17 protein-coding genes are annotated in these 17,914 nt (G+C 55.9%); 10 read left to right on the top strand and 7 right to left on the bottom strand.

Features of this window, described 5'->3' with window-relative positions:
• The first annotated feature begins 186 nt into the window (after window positions 1-186).
• From PYL13_RS11315 to sufA, 7 genes are all read left to right on the top strand, one after another.
• On the top strand, window positions 187-1,356 hold the full coding sequence (locus tag PYL13_RS11315) for a cysteine desulfurase family protein (RefSeq protein ID WP_275641449.1): 1,170 nt from the start codon (window positions 187-189) through the stop codon (window positions 1,354-1,356).
• Between the two features lie 144 nt (window positions 1,357-1,500).
• The gene (gene sufB / locus PYL13_RS11310; protein WP_275641448.1) at window positions 1,501-2,970 is read left to right on the top strand and encodes a Fe-S cluster assembly protein SufB; all 1,470 of its coding nucleotides are present in this window, start codon (window positions 1,501-1,503) and stop codon (window positions 2,968-2,970) included.
• Between the two features lie 72 nt (window positions 2,971-3,042).
• A complete protein-coding gene (gene sufC / locus PYL13_RS11305) occupies window positions 3,043-3,798 on the top strand; it encodes a Fe-S cluster assembly ATPase SufC (protein WP_192488814.1) in 756 nt (251 codons plus the stop codon).
• A 23-nt stretch (window positions 3,799-3,821) separates the two neighbouring features.
• Window positions 3,822-5,096, top strand: a complete 1,275-nt coding sequence (gene sufD, locus PYL13_RS11300) for a Fe-S cluster assembly protein SufD (protein ID WP_275641447.1) — start codon at window positions 3,822-3,824, stop codon at window positions 5,094-5,096.
• Window positions 5,089-6,339 (top strand): cysteine desulfurase, encoded by a 1,251-nt coding sequence (locus PYL13_RS11295; RefSeq protein WP_250985869.1) that lies wholly within the window; start codon window positions 5,089-5,091, stop codon window positions 6,337-6,339. Before sufD ends, PYL13_RS11295 begins: the two co-directional genes overlap by 8 nt.
• 11 nt (window positions 6,340-6,350) lie before the next feature.
• A complete protein-coding gene (locus tag PYL13_RS11290) occupies window positions 6,351-6,731 on the top strand; it encodes an SUF system Fe-S cluster assembly protein (RefSeq protein ID WP_192488817.1) in 381 nt (126 codons plus the stop codon).
• Between the two features lie 254 nt (window positions 6,732-6,985).
• Window positions 6,986-7,372 (top strand): Fe-S cluster assembly scaffold SufA, encoded by a 387-nt coding sequence (gene sufA / locus PYL13_RS11285; protein ID WP_192488902.1) that lies wholly within the window; start codon window positions 6,986-6,988, stop codon window positions 7,370-7,372.
• Window positions 7,373-8,144: 772 nt separating this feature from the next.
• Here the strand turns inward: sufA and PYL13_RS11280 are convergent.
• From PYL13_RS11280 to PYL13_RS11265, 4 genes are all read right to left on the bottom strand, one after another.
• Complete coding sequence (locus PYL13_RS11280) at window positions 8,145-8,762, bottom strand: GntR family transcriptional regulator (RefSeq protein ID WP_275641446.1); 618 nt, start codon at window positions 8,760-8,762, stop codon at window positions 8,145-8,147.
• 119 nt (window positions 8,763-8,881) lie between these two features.
• On the bottom strand, window positions 8,882-10,087 hold the full coding sequence (locus tag PYL13_RS11275) for an ABC transporter permease (protein WP_275641445.1): 1,206 nt from the start codon (window positions 10,085-10,087) through the stop codon (window positions 8,882-8,884).
• Window positions 10,077-10,796, bottom strand: a complete 720-nt coding sequence (locus PYL13_RS11270; RefSeq protein ID WP_275641444.1) for an ABC transporter ATP-binding protein — start codon at window positions 10,794-10,796, stop codon at window positions 10,077-10,079. Before PYL13_RS11270 ends, PYL13_RS11275 begins: the two co-directional genes overlap by 11 nt.
• A 16-nt stretch (window positions 10,797-10,812) precedes the next feature.
• Complete coding sequence (locus PYL13_RS11265) at window positions 10,813-12,117, bottom strand: efflux RND transporter periplasmic adaptor subunit (RefSeq protein WP_275641443.1); 1,305 nt, start codon at window positions 12,115-12,117, stop codon at window positions 10,813-10,815.
• Between the two features lie 302 nt (window positions 12,118-12,419).
• On the opposite strand from PYL13_RS11265, the gene PYL13_RS11260 reads away from it, so the two are divergent.
• Entirely contained in the window at window positions 12,420-12,698 is a 279-nt protein-coding gene (locus PYL13_RS11260) for a hypothetical protein (protein WP_275641442.1), read from the top strand.
• Here PYL13_RS11260 and PYL13_RS11255 read toward each other — a convergent pair.
• Window positions 12,677-13,621: a sensor domain-containing diguanylate cyclase gene (locus tag PYL13_RS11255; RefSeq protein ID WP_250985875.1), complete on the bottom strand. Its 945-nt coding sequence runs from the start codon at window positions 13,619-13,621 to the stop codon at window positions 12,677-12,679. The genes PYL13_RS11260 and PYL13_RS11255 overlap by 22 nt on opposite strands.
• A gap of 397 nt (window positions 13,622-14,018) precedes the next feature.
• Here PYL13_RS11255 and PYL13_RS11250 point away from each other — a divergent pair, with 397 nt between their 5' ends.
• Together PYL13_RS11250 and PYL13_RS11245 are read left to right on the top strand one after the other, a co-directional pair.
• Entirely contained in the window at window positions 14,019-14,231 is a 213-nt protein-coding gene (locus PYL13_RS11250; RefSeq protein ID WP_192490944.1) for a hypothetical protein, read from the top strand.
• A 210-nt stretch (window positions 14,232-14,441) separates the two neighbouring features.
• Window positions 14,442-16,259 carry a PAS domain S-box protein gene (locus tag PYL13_RS11245; protein WP_275641441.1) on the top strand — a complete coding sequence of 606 codons (1,818 nt, stop codon included), beginning with the start codon at window positions 14,442-14,444 and terminating at the stop codon, window positions 16,257-16,259.
• 67 nt (window positions 16,260-16,326) lie between these two features.
• Here the strand turns inward: PYL13_RS11245 and PYL13_RS11240 are convergent, their stop codons facing one another.
• Together PYL13_RS11240 and PYL13_RS11235 are read right to left on the bottom strand one after the other, a co-directional pair.
• Window positions 16,327-17,316 carry an NAD(P)H-quinone oxidoreductase gene (locus PYL13_RS11240; RefSeq protein ID WP_275641440.1) on the bottom strand — a complete coding sequence of 330 codons (990 nt, stop codon included), beginning with the start codon at window positions 17,314-17,316 and terminating at the stop codon, window positions 16,327-16,329.
• 8 nt (window positions 17,317-17,324) lie between these two features.
• A complete protein-coding gene (locus tag PYL13_RS11235; protein ID WP_275641439.1) occupies window positions 17,325-17,876 on the bottom strand; it encodes a hypothetical protein in 552 nt (183 codons plus the stop codon).
• Between the last annotated feature and the right edge of the window lie 38 nt (window positions 17,877-17,914).

Here is a 17,914-nt window from a genome sequence, read left to right as displayed (position 1 = left end):
CAAATGATTTTCAGGGCGCAACAAGACTTGACGTGGTGTGTCAGGTTTTCTAGAACCCAGTTTAGAACAATTCGAAACTATTGCGTGTTTTGAACACTTGAACGTGTCATAAGGCAATGGTGGCTGAAATTTCAAGGAAAATGCGCTGCGGCGTAAACGGGAAGTAGAGAAGCAGGTTCCTCAGATATGGCAAATACATCGCGCATATATCTGGATTGGAATGCAACGGCACCGCTTTTGCCGTGCGTTCGCGATGCCCTGCTGCATGCTTTCGATCTCTCGGGAAACCCGTCGTCGGTCCACAAGGAAGGGCGTGCAGCCCGTATGGCCGTCGAATCGGCACGCCGCAATGTGGCAAATCTGGTCGGTGCACAGGCGTCACATGTGGTGTTTACCAGCGGTGCCACGGAGGCTGCCAATCTGGTGCTGACGCCGGATTACAAGATGGGTCGCTCCGCTTTGCGGATTGGCAGGCTTTATGTTTCGGCAATCGAACATCCCGCTGTGCGCGAGGGTGGTCGGTTTAACAAGGATGACGTTACGGAAATTGCTGTTACGTCAGATGGTGTTCTGGACCTCGATGCGCTGAAAAAGCTGCTCGAGGACCATGACAAGACAACCGGCCTGCCCATGGTTGCGGTGATGCTGGTTAATAACGAGACCGGTATCGTGCAGCCGGTGGCAGAAGCGGCAAGACTGGTGCATGCCGCCGGTGGCCTGATGGTGGTCGACGCCGTACAGGCTGCGGGACGTGTGCCTATTGATATTCAGGCGCTGGATGCCGATTTCCTGTTTGTCTCCTCGCACAAGATTGGTGGCCCCAAAGGGGTTGGCGCTCTTGTTACGCGCGGTGAAGCCATGATGCCGAAGGCACTTATTCATGGTGGCGGGCAGGAAAAGGGTCATCGCTCTGGAACGGAAAACACAACGGCGATCATCGGCTTTGGTGCCGCTGCCGCTTTTGTGCTTGACGAACTTGTCGAACGCAATGCCGCAATTGCGACCTTGCGTGAGCGTCTTGAAACCGGCATGCGCAAGGCCGCGGTGGATGTCATCATCCATGGGGCCGAGGTTGAACGGGTGGCGAATACGACTTTCTTCACCCTGCCAAGTCTCAAGGCGGAGACAGGGCAGATTGCCTTTGATATTGAAGGCATCGCGCTGTCTGCAGGGTCGGCGTGTTCGTCTGGCAAGGTGGGCGAAAGCCATGTGCTGACGGCCATGGGTAAAGACCCGAAGCTGGGTGGCTTGCGCATCTCTCTCGGTGTTTCGACATCTGAGGCCGAGATTGACCTGGCGCTTGCCGCATTTGAAAAGATCGCCAGCCGCAGGAAACCTGCCGGGCAGGCGGCCTAAAGTGAATTGAATTTGCGGAAAGTCAAATTTTCGCTTGCCGGAACTGGTGAAAAACGCCATCCGGACAACTACATCAAGGCGGACTAATCCGTCTTAACGTTGACAAGCCACCGGACCTTGGATCCGGCGAGATTGGAGAACGCAATGGCTGCGGTGCAGGAAACAATCGATCAGGTACGCCAGATCGATGTCGACCAGTACAAATACGGGTTTGAAACCCATATCGAAGTAGACAAGGCCCCGAAGGGACTGTCTGAAGAGGTGATCCGTTTCATTTCTGCCAAGAAGCAGGAACCGGAATGGATGCTCGAGTGGCGTCTTGACGCCTATCGTCGCTGGTTGACGATGGAAGAGCCTACCTGGGCACGTGTGAGCTATCCAAAGATCGACTTCAACGATCTCTATTATTATGCTGCACCAAAGAACATGACCGGCCCGATGTCGATTGACGATGTCGACCCGGAACTGATCAAGACCTATGAAAAGCTTGGTATTCCGCTGCGTGAGCAGGAAATTCTGGCTGGCGTGCAGACCTCGAGAGTTGCCGTTGATGCGGTGTTCGACAGTGTGTCCGTTGTGACCACTTTCAAGGAAGAGCTGAAAAAGGCCGGCGTGATCTTCATGTCGATTTCTGAAGCCATCCGCGAACATCCTGACTTGATCAAGCAGTATCTCGGTTCGGTTGTTCCAACCACCGACAACTTCTATGCGACGCTGAATGCGGCCGTGTTTACCGACGGTTCCTTCGTGTTCGTGCCAAAGGGCGTTCGCTGCCCGATGGAGCTTTCGACCTATTTCCGTATCAATGAAAAGAACACGGGCCAGTTCGAACGCACGCTGATCATTGCCGAGGACGGCGCTTACGTGTCCTACCTCGAAGGCTGTACAGCCCCGCAGCGCGACGAAAACCAGCTTCATGCTGCCGTGGTCGAGCTTGTGGCGCTTGATGATGCCGAAATCAAATATTCTACCGTCCAGAACTGGTATCCGGGCGACAAGGACGGCAAGGGCGGTATCTACAACTTCGTGACCAAGCGTGGCGACTGCCGTGGCAACCGTTCGAAGATTTCCTGGACGCAGGTTGAAACCGGTTCGGCGATTACCTGGAAGTACCCATCGTGCATTCTGCGTGGCGATGACAGCCGTGGCGAGTTCTACTCGATTGCGGTGTCCAACGGTCACCAGCAGATCGACAGCGGCACCAAGATGATCCACCTCGGCAAGAACACGTCGAGCCGTATCATCGCCAAGGGTATTGCGGCCGGTTTTTCGGAAAACGTCTATCGTGGTCAGGTGTCTGCCCACCGCAAGGCAACCAACACCCGCAACTTCACCCAGTGTGACAGCTTGCTGATTGGCGACAAGTGCGGCGCGCATACCGTGCCTTACATCGAGGCAAAGAACTCGTCCGCTCACTTTGAGCACGAAGCGACAACCTCGAAGATTTCCGAAGACCAGCTCTTCTACTGCCTGCAGCGCGGTATTCCTGAGGAAGCGGCGATTGCGTTGATCGTCAATGGCTTCGTCAAGGAAGTCATTCAGGAGCTGCCGATGGAATTTGCCGTTGAAGCACAAAAGCTGATCGGCATCTCGCTCGAAGGTTCCGTGGGCTGAGCCTTTTACGAATACGACCCTGAGTGCGCGGCTTTCGCGCACCATCGATCACACTATTCTTAGGAAAACATCATGCTTGAAATCATCGACCTGCACGCAAAGATCGCAGACACCGAAACCGAAATCATCCGTGGCCTGAACCTGAAGGTTGCGGCCGGCGAGGTGGCTGCCATCATGGGCCCGAACGGTTCCGGCAAGTCCACGCTGTCCTACATCCTGTCGGGCCGCGAAGATTACGAAGTGACCTCTGGTGACATTCTTTATAACGGCGAAAGCATTCTGGAACTGGACGCTGCAGAGCGTGCGGCCAAGGGCGTTTTCCTGGCCTTCCAGTACCCGGTAGAAATTCCAGGTGTTGCTACCATGCAGTTCCTCAAGGTTGCGATGAACGAGCAGCGCAAGGCACGTGGTGAATCCGAACTGACAACGCCTGACTTCATCAAGCGCGTCAAGGAAGCTGCTGGCGATCTGAAGATCGACATGGACATGCTGAAGCGTCCGCTCAACGTCGGTTTCTCCGGCGGTGAAAAGAAGCGTGCGGAAATCCTGCAGATGGCACTGCTTGAGCCAAAGCTGTGCGTTCTCGACGAAACCGACAGCGGTCTCGACATCGATGCGCTGAAGATCGTGGCTGACGGCGTCAATGCGCTGCGGTCTCCTGACCGTGCGACTGTTGTCATCACCCACTACCAGCGTCTGCTGGACTACATCGTGCCGGACACCGTCCACGTTCTCTACAAGGGCCAGATCATCCGCAGCGGCGACAAGACGCTGGCGCACGAACTGGAAGCCAACGGTTACGCCGACATCATCGGTGAAGCAGCCTGATCGGGCGCGAAAGGGATGATGTGATGAATATTCAAAACACAAACAGGCAAACAGCCGCAGAGACTGCGCTTGTTGAAGCCTATACCGCGCAACTGGGCGATCTGCCGGGCAACGGTGCTGTGATTGCAGCCCGTGACAACCTGCTGGAAAACCTCAAGACGCTTGGTCTGCCGACCCGCCGTATCGAGGCATGGCACTATACGGACCTCAAGACGCTGCTGCGCGCCTTGCCGGACACCGTGCCGGTTCCGGTTCTGTCTGCTGCTGCTCCAATCGTTAGCGGTTCGCCTGTCATTGCGTCCTTGCAGGGCGTGGCGGCAAAGGGTGTGACAACGGAAGGTTTTTCCGTTTCCAGCTTTGGCGAAGCCCTGCTTGACGGTTCTGCCGCAGCCGGTCTCAGCGAACTGGACAAGGACGATGTCATTGGCCGTATCAACGGCAGCTTCGTGCGCGACGGTTTTGTGGTCGACATTCCGGCCAATGCCGAGATTGAAACACCGATCGAGATCCAGGCGATCCACGGCGGTGGCCAGGTTCACAACCGTTTCCCGGTCCGTTTTGGCGCTGGCGCCAAGGCAACCATCATTGAGCGGCACCTTGCGGCGACGGAAGACGGCGCGTTCGTGTCTTCGATCAGTGACATCACGCTCGAAGACGGCGCGGAAGTCACCTGGGTTCTGCTGCAACAGCAAGGCGCGGCTGATACCCATCTTGGCCAGTTGCGCATCCGCATGGGTGCGGATGTCAAGCTGCGTCTGTTCTTCATCAATGCCGGTGGCAAGCTGGTTCGCCAGGAACTGCGCATCGACGTTGAAGGTGAAGGCAGCGATCTGATCGTTCGCGGCGTCAACCTGCTCGGCGGCGAAACGCATACCGACGTGACCATGGTTCTTGGCCATAACGTGCCGAACACGACCTCGACGGAAATCTTCCGCAACGTGGTGTTTGACCGTGCCAAGGGCATCTTCCAGGGCATGATCCGGGTTGCTCCCGATGCCCAGAAGACCGACGCCAAGATGGCGTGCAACACGCTGCTGATGTCTGACGATGGCGAGTTTTCGGCAAAGCCGGAACTTGAAATCTTTGCTGACGACGTTCAGTGCGGTCACGGTGCGACGGTTGCCGATATCAGCGACACTCATCTCTATTATCTGATGGCGCGCGGTATCCCTCGGGCAAAGGCACGTGCCATGCTCGTCAACGCTTTCGTTGCTGAAATCGTTGAAGAACTGGAAGATGAACACCTGGTAGAGGCGTTGGAAACCATCATTTCCAATTGGCTGGAAAATCATGCCTGATAGCGAACGCGCCGCAGTGGTGGCCCCTTATGACGTTGAAGCCGTGCGCCGGGATTTTCCGATCCTGTCGCGCGAAGTCTATGGCAAACCGCTTGTCTATCTCGACAACGGCGCGTCCGCACAAAAACCACAGGTCGTGATCGACGCGGTGTCGCATGCCTATTCGAATGAATATGCCAATGTGCATCGCGGCCTTCATTTCCTGTCCAATGCCGCAACCGATGCGTATGAGGCGTCGCGCGAAAAAGTGCGCCGCTTTCTGAATGCCGGTTCGGTGGATGAAATCATCTTCACCAAGTCCTCCACTGAAGCGATCAACACGGTTGCCTACGGTTACGGTATGCCCAAGATCGGTGAAGGTGACGAGATCGTCATTTCGATCATGGAACACCACTCCAACATCGTTCCTTGGCACTTCATTCGTGAACGCCAGGGCGCCAAGCTGGTCTGGGTGCCCGTTGATGACGAGGGTGCCTTCCATATCGAGGCATTTGAAAAAAGCCTGACCGAGCGCACCAAGCTGGTTGCCATCACGCATATGTCCAATGCGTTGGGTACCGTGGTGCCGGTGAAGGAAATTTGCCGTATTGCGCATGAGCGCGGCATTCCGGTGCTGGTCGATGGCTCTCAGGGCGCTGTCCATATGCCCGTCGACGTGCGTGACATTGATTGCGACTGGTATGTGATGACCGGTCACAAGCTGTATGGGCCGTCGGGGATTGGCGTTCTCTACGGCAAGGCTGACCGTTTGAAAGAAATGCGCCCATTCATGGGTGGCGGTGAAATGATCCTTGATGTGTCGGAAGACATGGTCACCTACAATGATCCACCGCACCGCTTCGAGGCTGGTACACCACCTATCGTGCAGGCAATCGGCCTTGGTTATGCGCTGGATTATATGGATAATCTCGGCCGTGCTGCCATTGCCGCGCATGAGGCAGATCTGGCCGCTTACGCCAAGGAACGCCTGCAGGCGATCAATTCCTTGCGGATTATTGGCGATGCCCCCGGCAAGGGTGGTATATTCTCGTTCGAGCTTGCCGGTATTCACGCCCATGACGTTTCCATGGTCATTGACCGGCGCGGCGTTGCCGTGCGGGCCGGAACACATTGCGCCATGCCGCTCTTGAAAAGGTTCGGCGTGACGTCCACATGCAGGGCATCCTTCGGTCTTTACAATACACGGGCCGAGGTTGATGCACTGGCCGATGCGCTGGAATATGCGCGCAATTTCTTTGCCTGAGGATCAGGATTATGAGCGCCGAAACAAGCGAAAAGACTGTCGATATCGTAGAAACTTCATCCGCTTCGTCCATCTCGCCGGCCGAGCTGGCGCGTCTGAGCGATGACGTGATTGCTGCGCTCAAAACGGTTTACGACCCTGAGATTCCGGCAGATATTTTCGAGCTTGGCCTTGTCTACAAGATTGATATCGAAGACGACCGCATGGTCAAGATCGTCATGACGTTGACCGCGCCCGGTTGCCCGGTGGCTGGCGAAATGCCGGGCTGGGTGGAAAATGCCGTTGGCGCCGTTGAAGGTGTATCCGGCGTTGAAGTGTCAATGACGTTTGATCCGCCATGGACACCAGACCGCATGTCCGAAGAAGCCCAGGTTGCCGTTGGCTGGTACTAAGCCACGCTGGGTTCTGGCAGTTTAGATTGATGTCAGTCTTGCGAAATCAGGTTGCTGGTTTCGCGGGAATTGCGAGTAGCGATACAGTCTCACCCATTTTTGACGAATGCCATCTCTTGATATCAAGGGGGGCTAGGGCTAAATTCAGTGTATGAAAACATCGGGCCTTTACCCCGGTGGTATTTTAATAGCGTCGCTGCAAAACAAAACGCTTTGGTGTTTTTGAAGGTTCGATGCGACAGGAGAATGAGCCAATGGGCTTTGCCGTGATGACTATGACCGAGGCCGCCGCCAACCGCGTGAAGGCTATTGTCGCCAATTCCGGACCAGATGCGCTGGGTGTGCGCGTCGGTATCAAAAAAGGTGGCTGTGCCGGCATGGAATACACCATCGATCTGGTCAAGGAACCTGACGCCAAGGATGACCTGATCGAGTCCGCAGGTGCCAAGGTCTGGATCCAGCCATCTGCCGTGCTTTATCTTTTGGGCACGCAGATGGACTTCGAAGTCACAAAAATGCGCTCTGGCTTCATCTTCAGCAATCCCAACCAGACATCAGCATGCGGTTGCGGTGAATCCGTTGAGCTGCAGGCAGCAGACCTAGCCGAGCTCGCAAAGCAGCGCGAAGCGGCCACCGCCTGATTTTATTGTTGCCCGGGATTAAAACGGGTAGCGATTTTCATACCAGGGCCTGTCCCTGATATCGCCCGCACTTCCTCAAGCGTCGCTAATTTGGTTTGCGTGATTGGATCCTCGGGTCAGGCCCGAGGATGAAGCCGAGACAATGGTCGGTGCAGGGGTCTCCAAAAACTCTCCTCATACCTCTCCTTGGTTTACGTCCGAGGATGACGGTGGATAGGGTAGACATTTCAATTCCTGCGATTTTGGAATGCTCGCGTGTCACCAAAACCTCCCCTCATTCCCGTGCTTGTCACGGGAATCTAGGCCAGCCCAAGTCCTTGGGCTGAAAAGTCTCTTGTCGCGCGGACGCGCTCCACTGGATCTCTGTGACGAGCACAGAGATGAGGGCAGGTTGGGGCAAAGGTTTCCGCGTAAAGCCAAGGCATCGGGGTCACCCCTCACTTGCAATTTCTAACACTTAAGGGCTTTGCGCCTTAAGATGTTGAAATCGCTTTCTCTCCCACAGGGGGAGAGATGGGTGGGCGCCGCGCCATCCAGCAAGTCAGGACCAGTTGAGACTGATGTGATCGTCCGATGTAATGCCCCGTTGTCGAGATGGTGCACGAAGGAGCCGCTTGCGCCCTTACCTCTACCGTTGTGGGAGAGGAAGAAAAATCATGGTCTTAGCTTGCTAAGTCATAGATTTTTCAGGTGAGGGGTTATGTACTTGCACACTGCGCACTGCTTGGCATCGACACGACGCTAGCAGACGTCAACCACCTCAACCACTCAATCACGTTGTTGCGTGGTGAGACAGCAGCTTTGTATCTGCCTGTTCGGCCCGTTCTGGATTGCCATCCAACAAGGCGTTGATGATATCCAGATGCATTTGCACTGCGGTTTTAAGTGCCGCGGTATCGGCGGATGAAAACCAGATACGTCGGAAATGCGTTTGCAGCGGCCACAGCGACGAGGCTATAAAATTGTTGGGGCAGGCCTCGGCAACAATTTCATCGAGATGTTTGTCGGCCTCGTAAAAGGCGAGGATGTCGTCATTGTCAGAGGACTGCACCATTTTGCCAGAACAGTCTTCCAGTGCGCGGCGCAGCGGCTCACAGATGTTCTGTGCAGCAAGGGCAACCGCCATTGGTTCAAGCTGACAGCGCGCTTGAAGGATGTTGTTGCGGTCCATGGGGTTGATATGGGTAATCTGCAGGCCAACACGCGGCCGCACGCGAATGAGATTTTCCCACGCCAGCCTCTGGATGGCCTCCCGCACCGGCGTTCTGCCGTGACCGGTCAGTTCGATAAGCTGTCTTTCGTTTACGATAGCACCGGGTTCTACACCCAGTGTAACAATGAGCTTTTCAAGGGCCAGATAGGCAAGGTGGCTCTGCGAAGCCTGCGTCATGAAAGTCGATTCGTTATTGCACTCGCTCCAGTAGTGGCACGAAGGCCTGCGACATGCAATATTCCGAACTACGCATATAAGCTTGTGTCACACAGTCAGGATTAAGCCGACTTGCTCCGTTATTCGTGTCGCAGTGCCTCGATCGGACTAAGACTTGCGGCGCGGCGGGCTGGGAAATAACCGAAAACCACGCCGATAGCGGCTGAAAACGCAAAGGCCAGGAAAACGATCGACGGGCTTGCGACAAAGGGCACATTGAGGAAGCTGACAACCGCATAAGCGAGGCCGAGGCCTGTCAGAATGCCAACAATGCCGCCAAAGGCCGACAGCATGACGGCCTCCACCAGAAATTGTCGCAGCACCTGTGTTTCCAGAGCGCCGATCGCCAGACGAATGCCGATTTCACGGGTGCGTTCGGTGACCGATACCAGCATGATATTCATGATGCCGATACCGCCGACCAACAGGCTGACGGCGGCGACCGAGCCAAGAAGACCGGTCAGCAGTGTTGTTGTGCCAGTCATGGCCGAGGCAATCTGCGTCATGTCATTGACGGAAAAATCGTCTTCGCGACCAATGACGATGCGGCGTCTCTCCCGCAGCAGCGATTCAAGATCGGACTGAACTTTCGAGGTTTGCACACCATCCTGCGCCGATACCATGATGCTGGAGATGGTGCTGGTGCCGCCGATGCGGCGCTGATGAATTTTCAGCGGCATCAGGATGGTATCGTCCTGATCATCGCCCATGCCGGACTGGCCCTTGGTGGCGAGAACGCCCACCACCGGACAGGAGATGTTGCTGACGCGCACGCTCTGGCCAATCGGGTTGCTGTCGCCAAACAGTTCCTTGCGCACGGTCTCGCCAAGAATACAGGCAATCTGGCCGCCACGTTCCTCGGCCGGACTGAAGTCACGGCCCAGTGACAGTGGCCAGTCCTGCGCAATCAGGTAGTCGTTTGTGGTGCCAAGTGCACTGCTGGAATGGTTCTTGCCGCCAAAAATTGCGGTTGCCGTGCTGCGGTTGACCGGTGCCACGGCACGCAGGCCGCTGATCTGGTCACGCATGGCTTGCACGTCATTGTCGTTAAAGCGTTTCGCCTCTGTACTGGCGCGGCCAGGACCAAACTGGCCGGGGCGCACAAACAGCATGTTGGTACCCAGCCGTGAGAGTTCGGATTTTACCTGCGCCGTTGTGCCATTGCCAACCGTGACCATGGCGATAACCGCGGCCACGCCGATTACCACGCCAAGAACCGTGAGGAACGAGCGCAGCAGGTTGCGGCTGATGGCGCGCATTGCCAGTTTGATCGTTTCAGGAAACATGGGCGGGCTCTCCACGGGTGTTGATGCTGTCGGACGCCAAATGGCCATCAACGAAGCGCAGCAGACGCTTGGCGTAGGCGGCAATATCGTCTTCATGGGTGACCATGATGACGGTGATGCCCTGTTCACGGTTCAGTTCCGTGATCAGTTCCATGATTTCAACGCTGGTCTTGGTGTCGAGATTGCCGGTCGGCTCATCGGCCAGCAGAACGGCGGGATTGGTGACAATGGCACGGGCAATGGCAACGCGCTGTTGCTGGCCACCGGACAGCTCCTGCGTGGTGTGACCTTCGCGGCCCTTCAGGCCAACCCTTTCCAGGGCGCGCATGGCCATCTGGCGGCGCTCATGGGCCGGTGTGCCACGATAAACAAGCGGCAGTTCGACATTTTCCACAGCAGAGGTTCGGGGCAGAAGATTGAAACCCTGAAACACGAAGCCCAGCATGTGACGGCGCAGCAGCGTCAATTGACCACCGGAAAAACCTGACGTCGATATGCCCTGAAACAGGTAATCGCCCGATGTCGCCACGTCGAGACAGCCGATAATGTTCATGGCGGTGGATTTTCCTGAACCGGACGGACCCATGATGGCCACGAATTCATGTTCGTGAATGGCAAGGTCGACACCCGCCAAAGCACGGATGGTCGCTTCGCCCATGCCGTATTCCTTGACCACGTTGCGAAACTCTATGAGGGGAGCCGTCTGCATGTCTGGCACCTTCCGTTCAGTTCCTGCGGGCAATGGCGTCGGTAATCAGTTCATCATCCGGTTGGATGTTGCCGGATTTTACCACGGTGAACTGCCCATCGGTCGATCCGGTTTCCACACGCTCGGAAACCGGCGTGCCGTTTTTCAGCACCCACACGGTACGCTGGCCAGCCGCGGTACTGGCGCTGTCACCACCGCGGCCACCACCACGCCCCATGCGTGGCGGACGAAACAGGCTCATCAGACCGCCAGCGGAAGATGCGTTCTGTCGCGGCGGGCTGTAACGCAGCGCGGCGTTTGGAATGAGCAGCGCGTCCTTGATCGATTCCACCACAATATTGGCGGTCGCTGTCATGCCGGGGCGCAGTTTCAGGTTGCTGTTATCGACTGTCAGTATGGCCTTGTAGGTCACAACATTGGCCACGGTTTCAGACGCGTAACGCACGGTCTGGATTTCGGCCGGAAAGCTTTCTTCCGGGTAGGCGTCAACGCTGAATGTTGCCTGCTGACCGTTGCTGACCTTGCCGACATCCGCCTCATCGACGGCCACCTGCAATTCCATTTCCCGGAGGTCGCCGGCCATGGTGAACAGAACAGGGGCATTCAGTGACGAGGCAACGGTGGCACCGGGGTCAACGTCACGCGTCAGGATGACGCCGTTGATTGGCGCGACGATCTTGCCTTTGCCGAGGTTCAGCTCGGCCAGGCGCAGATCGGCTTCGGCAGACAGCACGGAGGCCTCGTTGACCTCAAGCGTCGCTGCGGCAGAATTGTAGTTATACTGGGCTGCATCCAGATCCTGCTGGGTAGAGACTCGGTTCTGCACCAGGTTTTTCAGACGGTTCAGCGATGTCTCGGCCGAGCCCAGTTCTGCCTTGGCTTTCAGCACACTGGCCTTGGCGGATGCCAGCTTGGCTCTGGCGCTTTGCACGTCGGCTTCCAATTTGTTGGTGTCGAGTTCCAGCAGTACGTCGCCGGCCTTGACTTCGCTGTTATAGGTCACGTTGACCTTGCGGACAGTTCCGGACAATTCGCTTGAGATATCGACTTGATCGGTCGGTTGTACCGAGCCGGTGGAGGTGACGATGACCGACAGGTCATCCTTCTTGGCCGCCGTGGTGGTGTAGGTGTAGGTGGAGCCGCTGGAGGCAGAGAAATAATAATAACCACCTGCGGCCGCTATGATAATGGCAGCACCAAACAGGTAGGTGTATTTGCGGCTTTTACGACGTTTCGAGCCCGTAGACGCAAGTATCTCCTGCAGGCTGGGCTGCGTAGAGGCGCTCTTGGTCTTGTCGTCGATATTTTCCCGCTTGTTCATCGCGTCCGCCTGTAAAAAGAATTCCTGACATCAATGCTCTTGAAGATTGACCGGAATTTGCTCGCTCTATCTTACATTGATGTAGGGATGGCAGTTACACAGGTCACGGGGTTGTAAAAGTGAAATCTTGGTAATGTTACATTTGCAGTTGTACCAGAGCCGTCGTGGCGCTGTTACTGAATGGATTTCGTTGCTTTCTGCCAATTGAAGACGGGAAAATTGCCGCTATCTAGATATCAGGGTGTTTTATCGATGCGGACACGCACCGACAGACGAGATGTCAGTAGCGCATGGAGATATGAGTGACGGAAGACAGCAGCCACATGCAACGCAATGAGACACCGCCGGTACGCCGCCGCAAGCCGCTGTGGCCGTGGGTGGTCTTGCTGGTGCTGACACTGTGCGCCATATACACCTACACTCAGGTCACCCACATCATCGAGACGATACGCCACGAAGTACCGCCGGAGTTCTGGGATATCATCGAATGGATGTTACGCGAAAGCGGCGTGATCCCTGACAATGGCAGGCAGGCACCGGACTTTGCCATGGGGCTTTTTCAGCCCGTACGTGCCGCGTAATTCAAAGCACCAAATTCGCTTGCTGCAATCGGGTTGAGGGAGGACCTGATGTCCACGATCTTACCGCTGGACTTGGCGTCATACATCAGCTTGTCGGCCTGATCGAGAAGGACGTCGAAGGTCATGCCGGCCTGGGCCTCGGCAATGCCGATGGCTGCACCCACCTGCACCATCTTGTCATCAATGGTGACGTGCTGGGCGATCTGGGTGCCGAGATCAAAAAACCGCAAGGCGGAAAACTCGAAAGCGGCCGGGATAACTGAAACGATTGCAAATTCGTCACCGCCGAGACGGGCGATAAAGTCGCCCTTGCTGGTCCAGCCACGCAGGCGATCGGCAATAACACGCAACAGCTTGTCACCAATCGAGTGGCCGTGCTGGTCATTGACCTGCTTGAAGCGATTGAGATCGATGTAGGCAAGCGTGATCCGGCAGCCCGGTTCAAGCGTTGCCAACGCCTGACGCAGGTAACTTTCAAACGAGGCGCGGTTCTGTAGCCCCGTCATTGAATCCACAAAAGCTGCTTCCATGATGGCGCGCTCATAAGCCTTGCGCTCGGAATTGTCGAGAATGATTTCAATGTCGAAACTCTCGCCATCAATGCGGCGGCGCTGTGCACTGATCAATCCGGGAATGACACGGCCGCTGGAATGCAGCATGTCCACTTCGGCAAGCTCGTAAAACCCTTGCGTGTCGAGCAGATGCAGTCTTTTCATACGGGCTGGATCGTCGAGCGGGTAGGGCAGGTCGTTGCCCAGTGACTGGCCGTTCAACTCTTCCCAACTGCGGCCAACCAGCCGCAGATAGGCCGGGTTCACCTTGATGTAACGGGAATCGTGATCAATTGTGGAAATGGAAAATGGTACTGGCGAAAGATCAAAAAGCTCTTTCAAGGCTGCGTCCAGAACGCTTTCTGAAATCATCTGCCACACCTGTATCCGCTGAAAATGACTGAGTGATCGTCCCGCTGTTTACGGCAGGTCGATTCGGTTGCGCACGTATAAGCATGCAATCTGCGCGCAAGACATTAATGATTGTTATATGACTGATACATAATTTTCAGAAAAACGGTGTCAGCACCATTACTCGGCACAATACGTAATTGTGATCGAAGAAATTTCATCGTGCTGTTGGAATAATTGATCGATAAAACAAATGGTTGCGGGCAATACAATAGGCCGCAGTTAGCCTTACCCCCAATATCACATAGACACAGGACACAATAAGCGTAAACTCCGCGCCATCGTTTCCAACCGATTTCGTAGGCGGTGACGACCGAGAGTTACTATGTGCTCCCGTCTGCAAAAGGAGGGCAGCCGCATGACATTTTCGTACAGCGACACGTTGAAGGACGTGCTTTACGACCGCGCTACCTTATACAGCGGCAACGAACGGATTCGTCTCGATCTCATAGATCGTACGGTACGTGCGGTGTCGCATATCGATCTTGGTGTCGATGCCAATATCGAGGAAGCACTGTTCCATCTGATGGACCAGATCGCCGGTTCTGACGCGTCTAAGCCAACCTTGTGAGGTCACAAGCTTTTTCCTTGTCCATGTTGTGTTGTTACCAGGCCAGGTTGTCCGTTGATGACCTGGTTTTTTGTTGTGCTGACTGTCACGTCGCGACCTTATTTTAACGATTTCATCCGCTCTCAAGCACCACCTTGTCGAAGGCTGGAAGTGCTGTCATGTTAATGACACTGTAACAGTAGCTGCGTGAGCCTTGCGACGATGCACCGAATGGGGGATGGAAGTCTGGCTGGGCAAGGAGAGGCAACGAATACCGTTCCTGTTGCCACCCTGCTGGACACTGTAGACTGGCGTTCGACACCGCTTGGTCCAAGGTCCGAATGGCCAGCCTGTCTGCACGCCGCCATAGACATCATGGTGCCCTCCCAGGCGCAGATCGTGATGTTCTGGGGGCCAGAATTCGTTGCCCTTTACAATGACGTTTATGCGCCGACCATCGGCGACAAACATCCGCATGCCTTTGGCCGGCCGGGTCGGGAATACTGGAGCGAGCTGTGGGACGACCTTGAGCCGTTGCTGAAGCGTGTGCTTGAGCATGGCGAAACGGTCGCTGCCAGGGATCGGGCGTTTTACATCGAACGGCATGGCTTTCCCGAAACCGTGTATTTCGACATTTCCTATTCACCGGTGCGGGATCTGGACAGAAATGTTGTTGGCGTTTTCTGCATCGTCAATGAAACCACGGAGCGGGTTAAGACCGATGCTGCGATGCGTGAAAGTGAAGAGCGCTTCCGGGCGATATTTTCACAATCAGCAGCTGGCATCGCGCTGAGCGATCTCACTGGAAAGCTGACCGACGTCAACCAGCGCTACTGCGAGATTGTCGGTCGAACGGCTGATGAGCTGATTGGTACGCAGATGCAGGACGTGACCTTTGCCGTGGACTTGCCAGCCAATGTCGCGCTGTTTCAAAGACTGATAGAAACCGGTGAAAGTTTCGATATTGAAAAACGTTACCTGCGTGCTGATGGCAGCCTGATCTGGGTTGCCAATTCCGTCTCTGCCATCCGGGATGAAAATGGCGAGATAGAGCAAACGGTGGCCATCGTCGTCGATATTACTGAACGCAAGCGTGCTCAGGAGATTGAAAAACATCTGGCCTCGATCATTGGTTCTTCCAATGACGCAATCCTTGGCATTGATCTCGACATGACAATAACCAGCTGGAACGCGGCTGCGCAGCGGCTGTATGGCTATTACGAGGACGAAGCCGTTGGACATTCCGTGTTGATGCTGGTGCCTGACGATCGCAAGGAAGAAGAACCGTCGATCCTGCGGCAGATCAAGGCGGGGCGGATTGTCGAACCCTATGAGACAAAACGACTTCGCAAGGATGGCACGCTGGTTGACGTGTTGTTGAGTGTTTCTCCCATTCTCGACCCCTTGGGACATGTGATTGGCGCGTCAAAGGTCACGCATGATATCTCGACCCGCAAGGAGGCGGAGCGGCTGCAGGCCATTCTGGTGGGAGAGTTGCACCACCGCGTCAAAAATGTGCTGGCGACCGTCACGGCGATTGCCCGCCAGACCATGGGGCGCGACACGGCAAACCGAGAGGATGTGGAGGCCTTTACCAACCGCCTGTCATCGCTCAGCCGCGCGCAGGACCTGCTGCTGCACGGCGACTGGCAATATGCCGATCTCAAATCCGTGGTGATGCAGGCAATGGCGCCTTATGCTGTGGAGACATTTACCGTCAGCGGGCCCGCCGTGCCATTGCCACCCAAGGCCGTCGTCTCGTTGTCGCTGGCCCTGCATGAGCTTGCCACCAATGCCGCCAAATATGGTGCGCTTTCGGTATCCACAGGTCATATTACCGTCAGTTGGGACTATGACCGTTCAAGCTCGCATCTGCGACTACAATGGCGGGAAGAGGGCGGCCCCGAGGTGGTAACACCAACCCGCAAAGGGTTTGGTTCGACACTGGTGGAGCGTTTGTTGACAGCCGAATTGAAGGGCTACGCGCAGATCTCCTACGAAGAAAGTGGTGTTATCTGCGTCGTGGAAGCGGACCTCTCACAAATCTGATCGCAATCAGCCAGTTTTCTGTCGGCGTCGGTTACTGCGTCAGTGGCAGACTGGGACGTTGAATGTGTCAGGGGTGGAAGCCTTCCAGCACGACCTTGCCGAACACGCCACCCTTTTCCATGTGTCGGTGTGCATCTGCCACCTGCGTGAAAGGATATACGGCGCCAATAACCGGATGCACGGACTTGCCAAGCAAAGGCAGGACCTTGTCCCTGAAACGAGCGACCATTTGCCGTTTTTCTGTCCGGGACCGTGACTTCATGACCGTGCCGATAAGTTGCAGGTGATTGTGCAAGACGACGTCCAGCGGGATGATGGCATTGTCTTCGCGGCCGAGCAACCCAACCTGAACAAGGCGGCCGCCCGGCGCAAGACTGCGGATGTTGCGGGCAAGGTAGGCACCGCCCACGAAATCGACTATCAGATCAACTCCATGCGACGCGGTTGCATCAATGACATCTGCCTCGAAATCGGAGCGTCGGTAGTCAAACACCGCGTCGGCACCGATAGACAGGACATTGTCTATGTTGGCAGAGGCGGCGGTTGCTAGAACATGTGCCCCTGACGCTTTTGCCAATTGAACGGTAGCGGAGCCGATGCCGCCTGCTGCGGCATGAATGAGCACGGTTTCGGCTGTGTCGACACGACCGAGGTGGCCAACAGCTTCCCAGCCGGTCACGAAACTTTCCATAATAGCGGCCGCCTGCTTAAACGACAGTCCTGCGGGGATTTTGGCGGCCATGCCGCTGTCGAGGCGCGCATATTGCGCATAGGCACCGCCACCAACAATGCCCATGACACGGTCGCCAACGGCAAAACCTCGCACGGCGCTGCCAATTGCCAAAACCTCGCCAGCGATCTCCAGACCCAACAGCGTGCTGTCGCCATAACACCGGGTGCCATACACGCCTTCGCGCTGGAGGATGTCGGCGCGATTGACGCCGGCTGCCATGACTTTGACCAAGAGATCGTCTGGGCGGATTTCAGGCCGTGGAGCATCACCGAGGCGCAGAACATCCGCACCTCCGAAGTCGTCAAACAGGATGGCTTTCATCATTCTGTCCCTCAGTTTGCCGCTGCTGCGCCTGCCAATGCCCGGCGGGCGATGCTGGCAGCGAAAAGTGGTGTCTCACGGCTGTTATGGTCGCCACCTGCGGCCTGGCGTGCAGCGGCGGCGTCTTCATAGCTGACGCCATGGCTTTCAATGAATGTCATGAAAGCGTCGGTCGGATGGGCGGTGACACGATTTGTGTACCGGGTGCGGTTTTCGCTGACCTTTTCGGCAATCAGTTCCCAGACCACATTAACCTGCGTGCGACCGCTGGCGGTGAACACATCCGAGATGGAATTCATGCGGCAATAGGCGGGCTCTGCGACCTCTGCCACATAGTGCTGCACAACCAGGCCGGTGCCGATCTGCTCGACATTGATCGACATGCGGCGTCCGTCGTCTGTCCATGTAAAACCGGCGGCGATGTGGTCTGGTGCGCAGCAGCGCAGATATTCCGCTTCCGGCAGCGTGAACAGCCAATCAGCAATGTCGATCTTTTCAAAGGGGACATCGATTTCTGCAGAATATGCCGATTGCGAGAGAATGGTATCGAGAACCTTGACCATGTTGTTATTCCTTCTGTTAAGTGGGCGTTGATTGCCCG

Source organism: Agrobacterium sp. Azo12 (genome assembly GCF_029193765.2).
Lineage (GTDB): Bacteria > Pseudomonadota > Alphaproteobacteria > Rhizobiales > Rhizobiaceae > Agrobacterium.
This window is presented reverse-complemented; position numbering and strand designations above follow the sequence as displayed.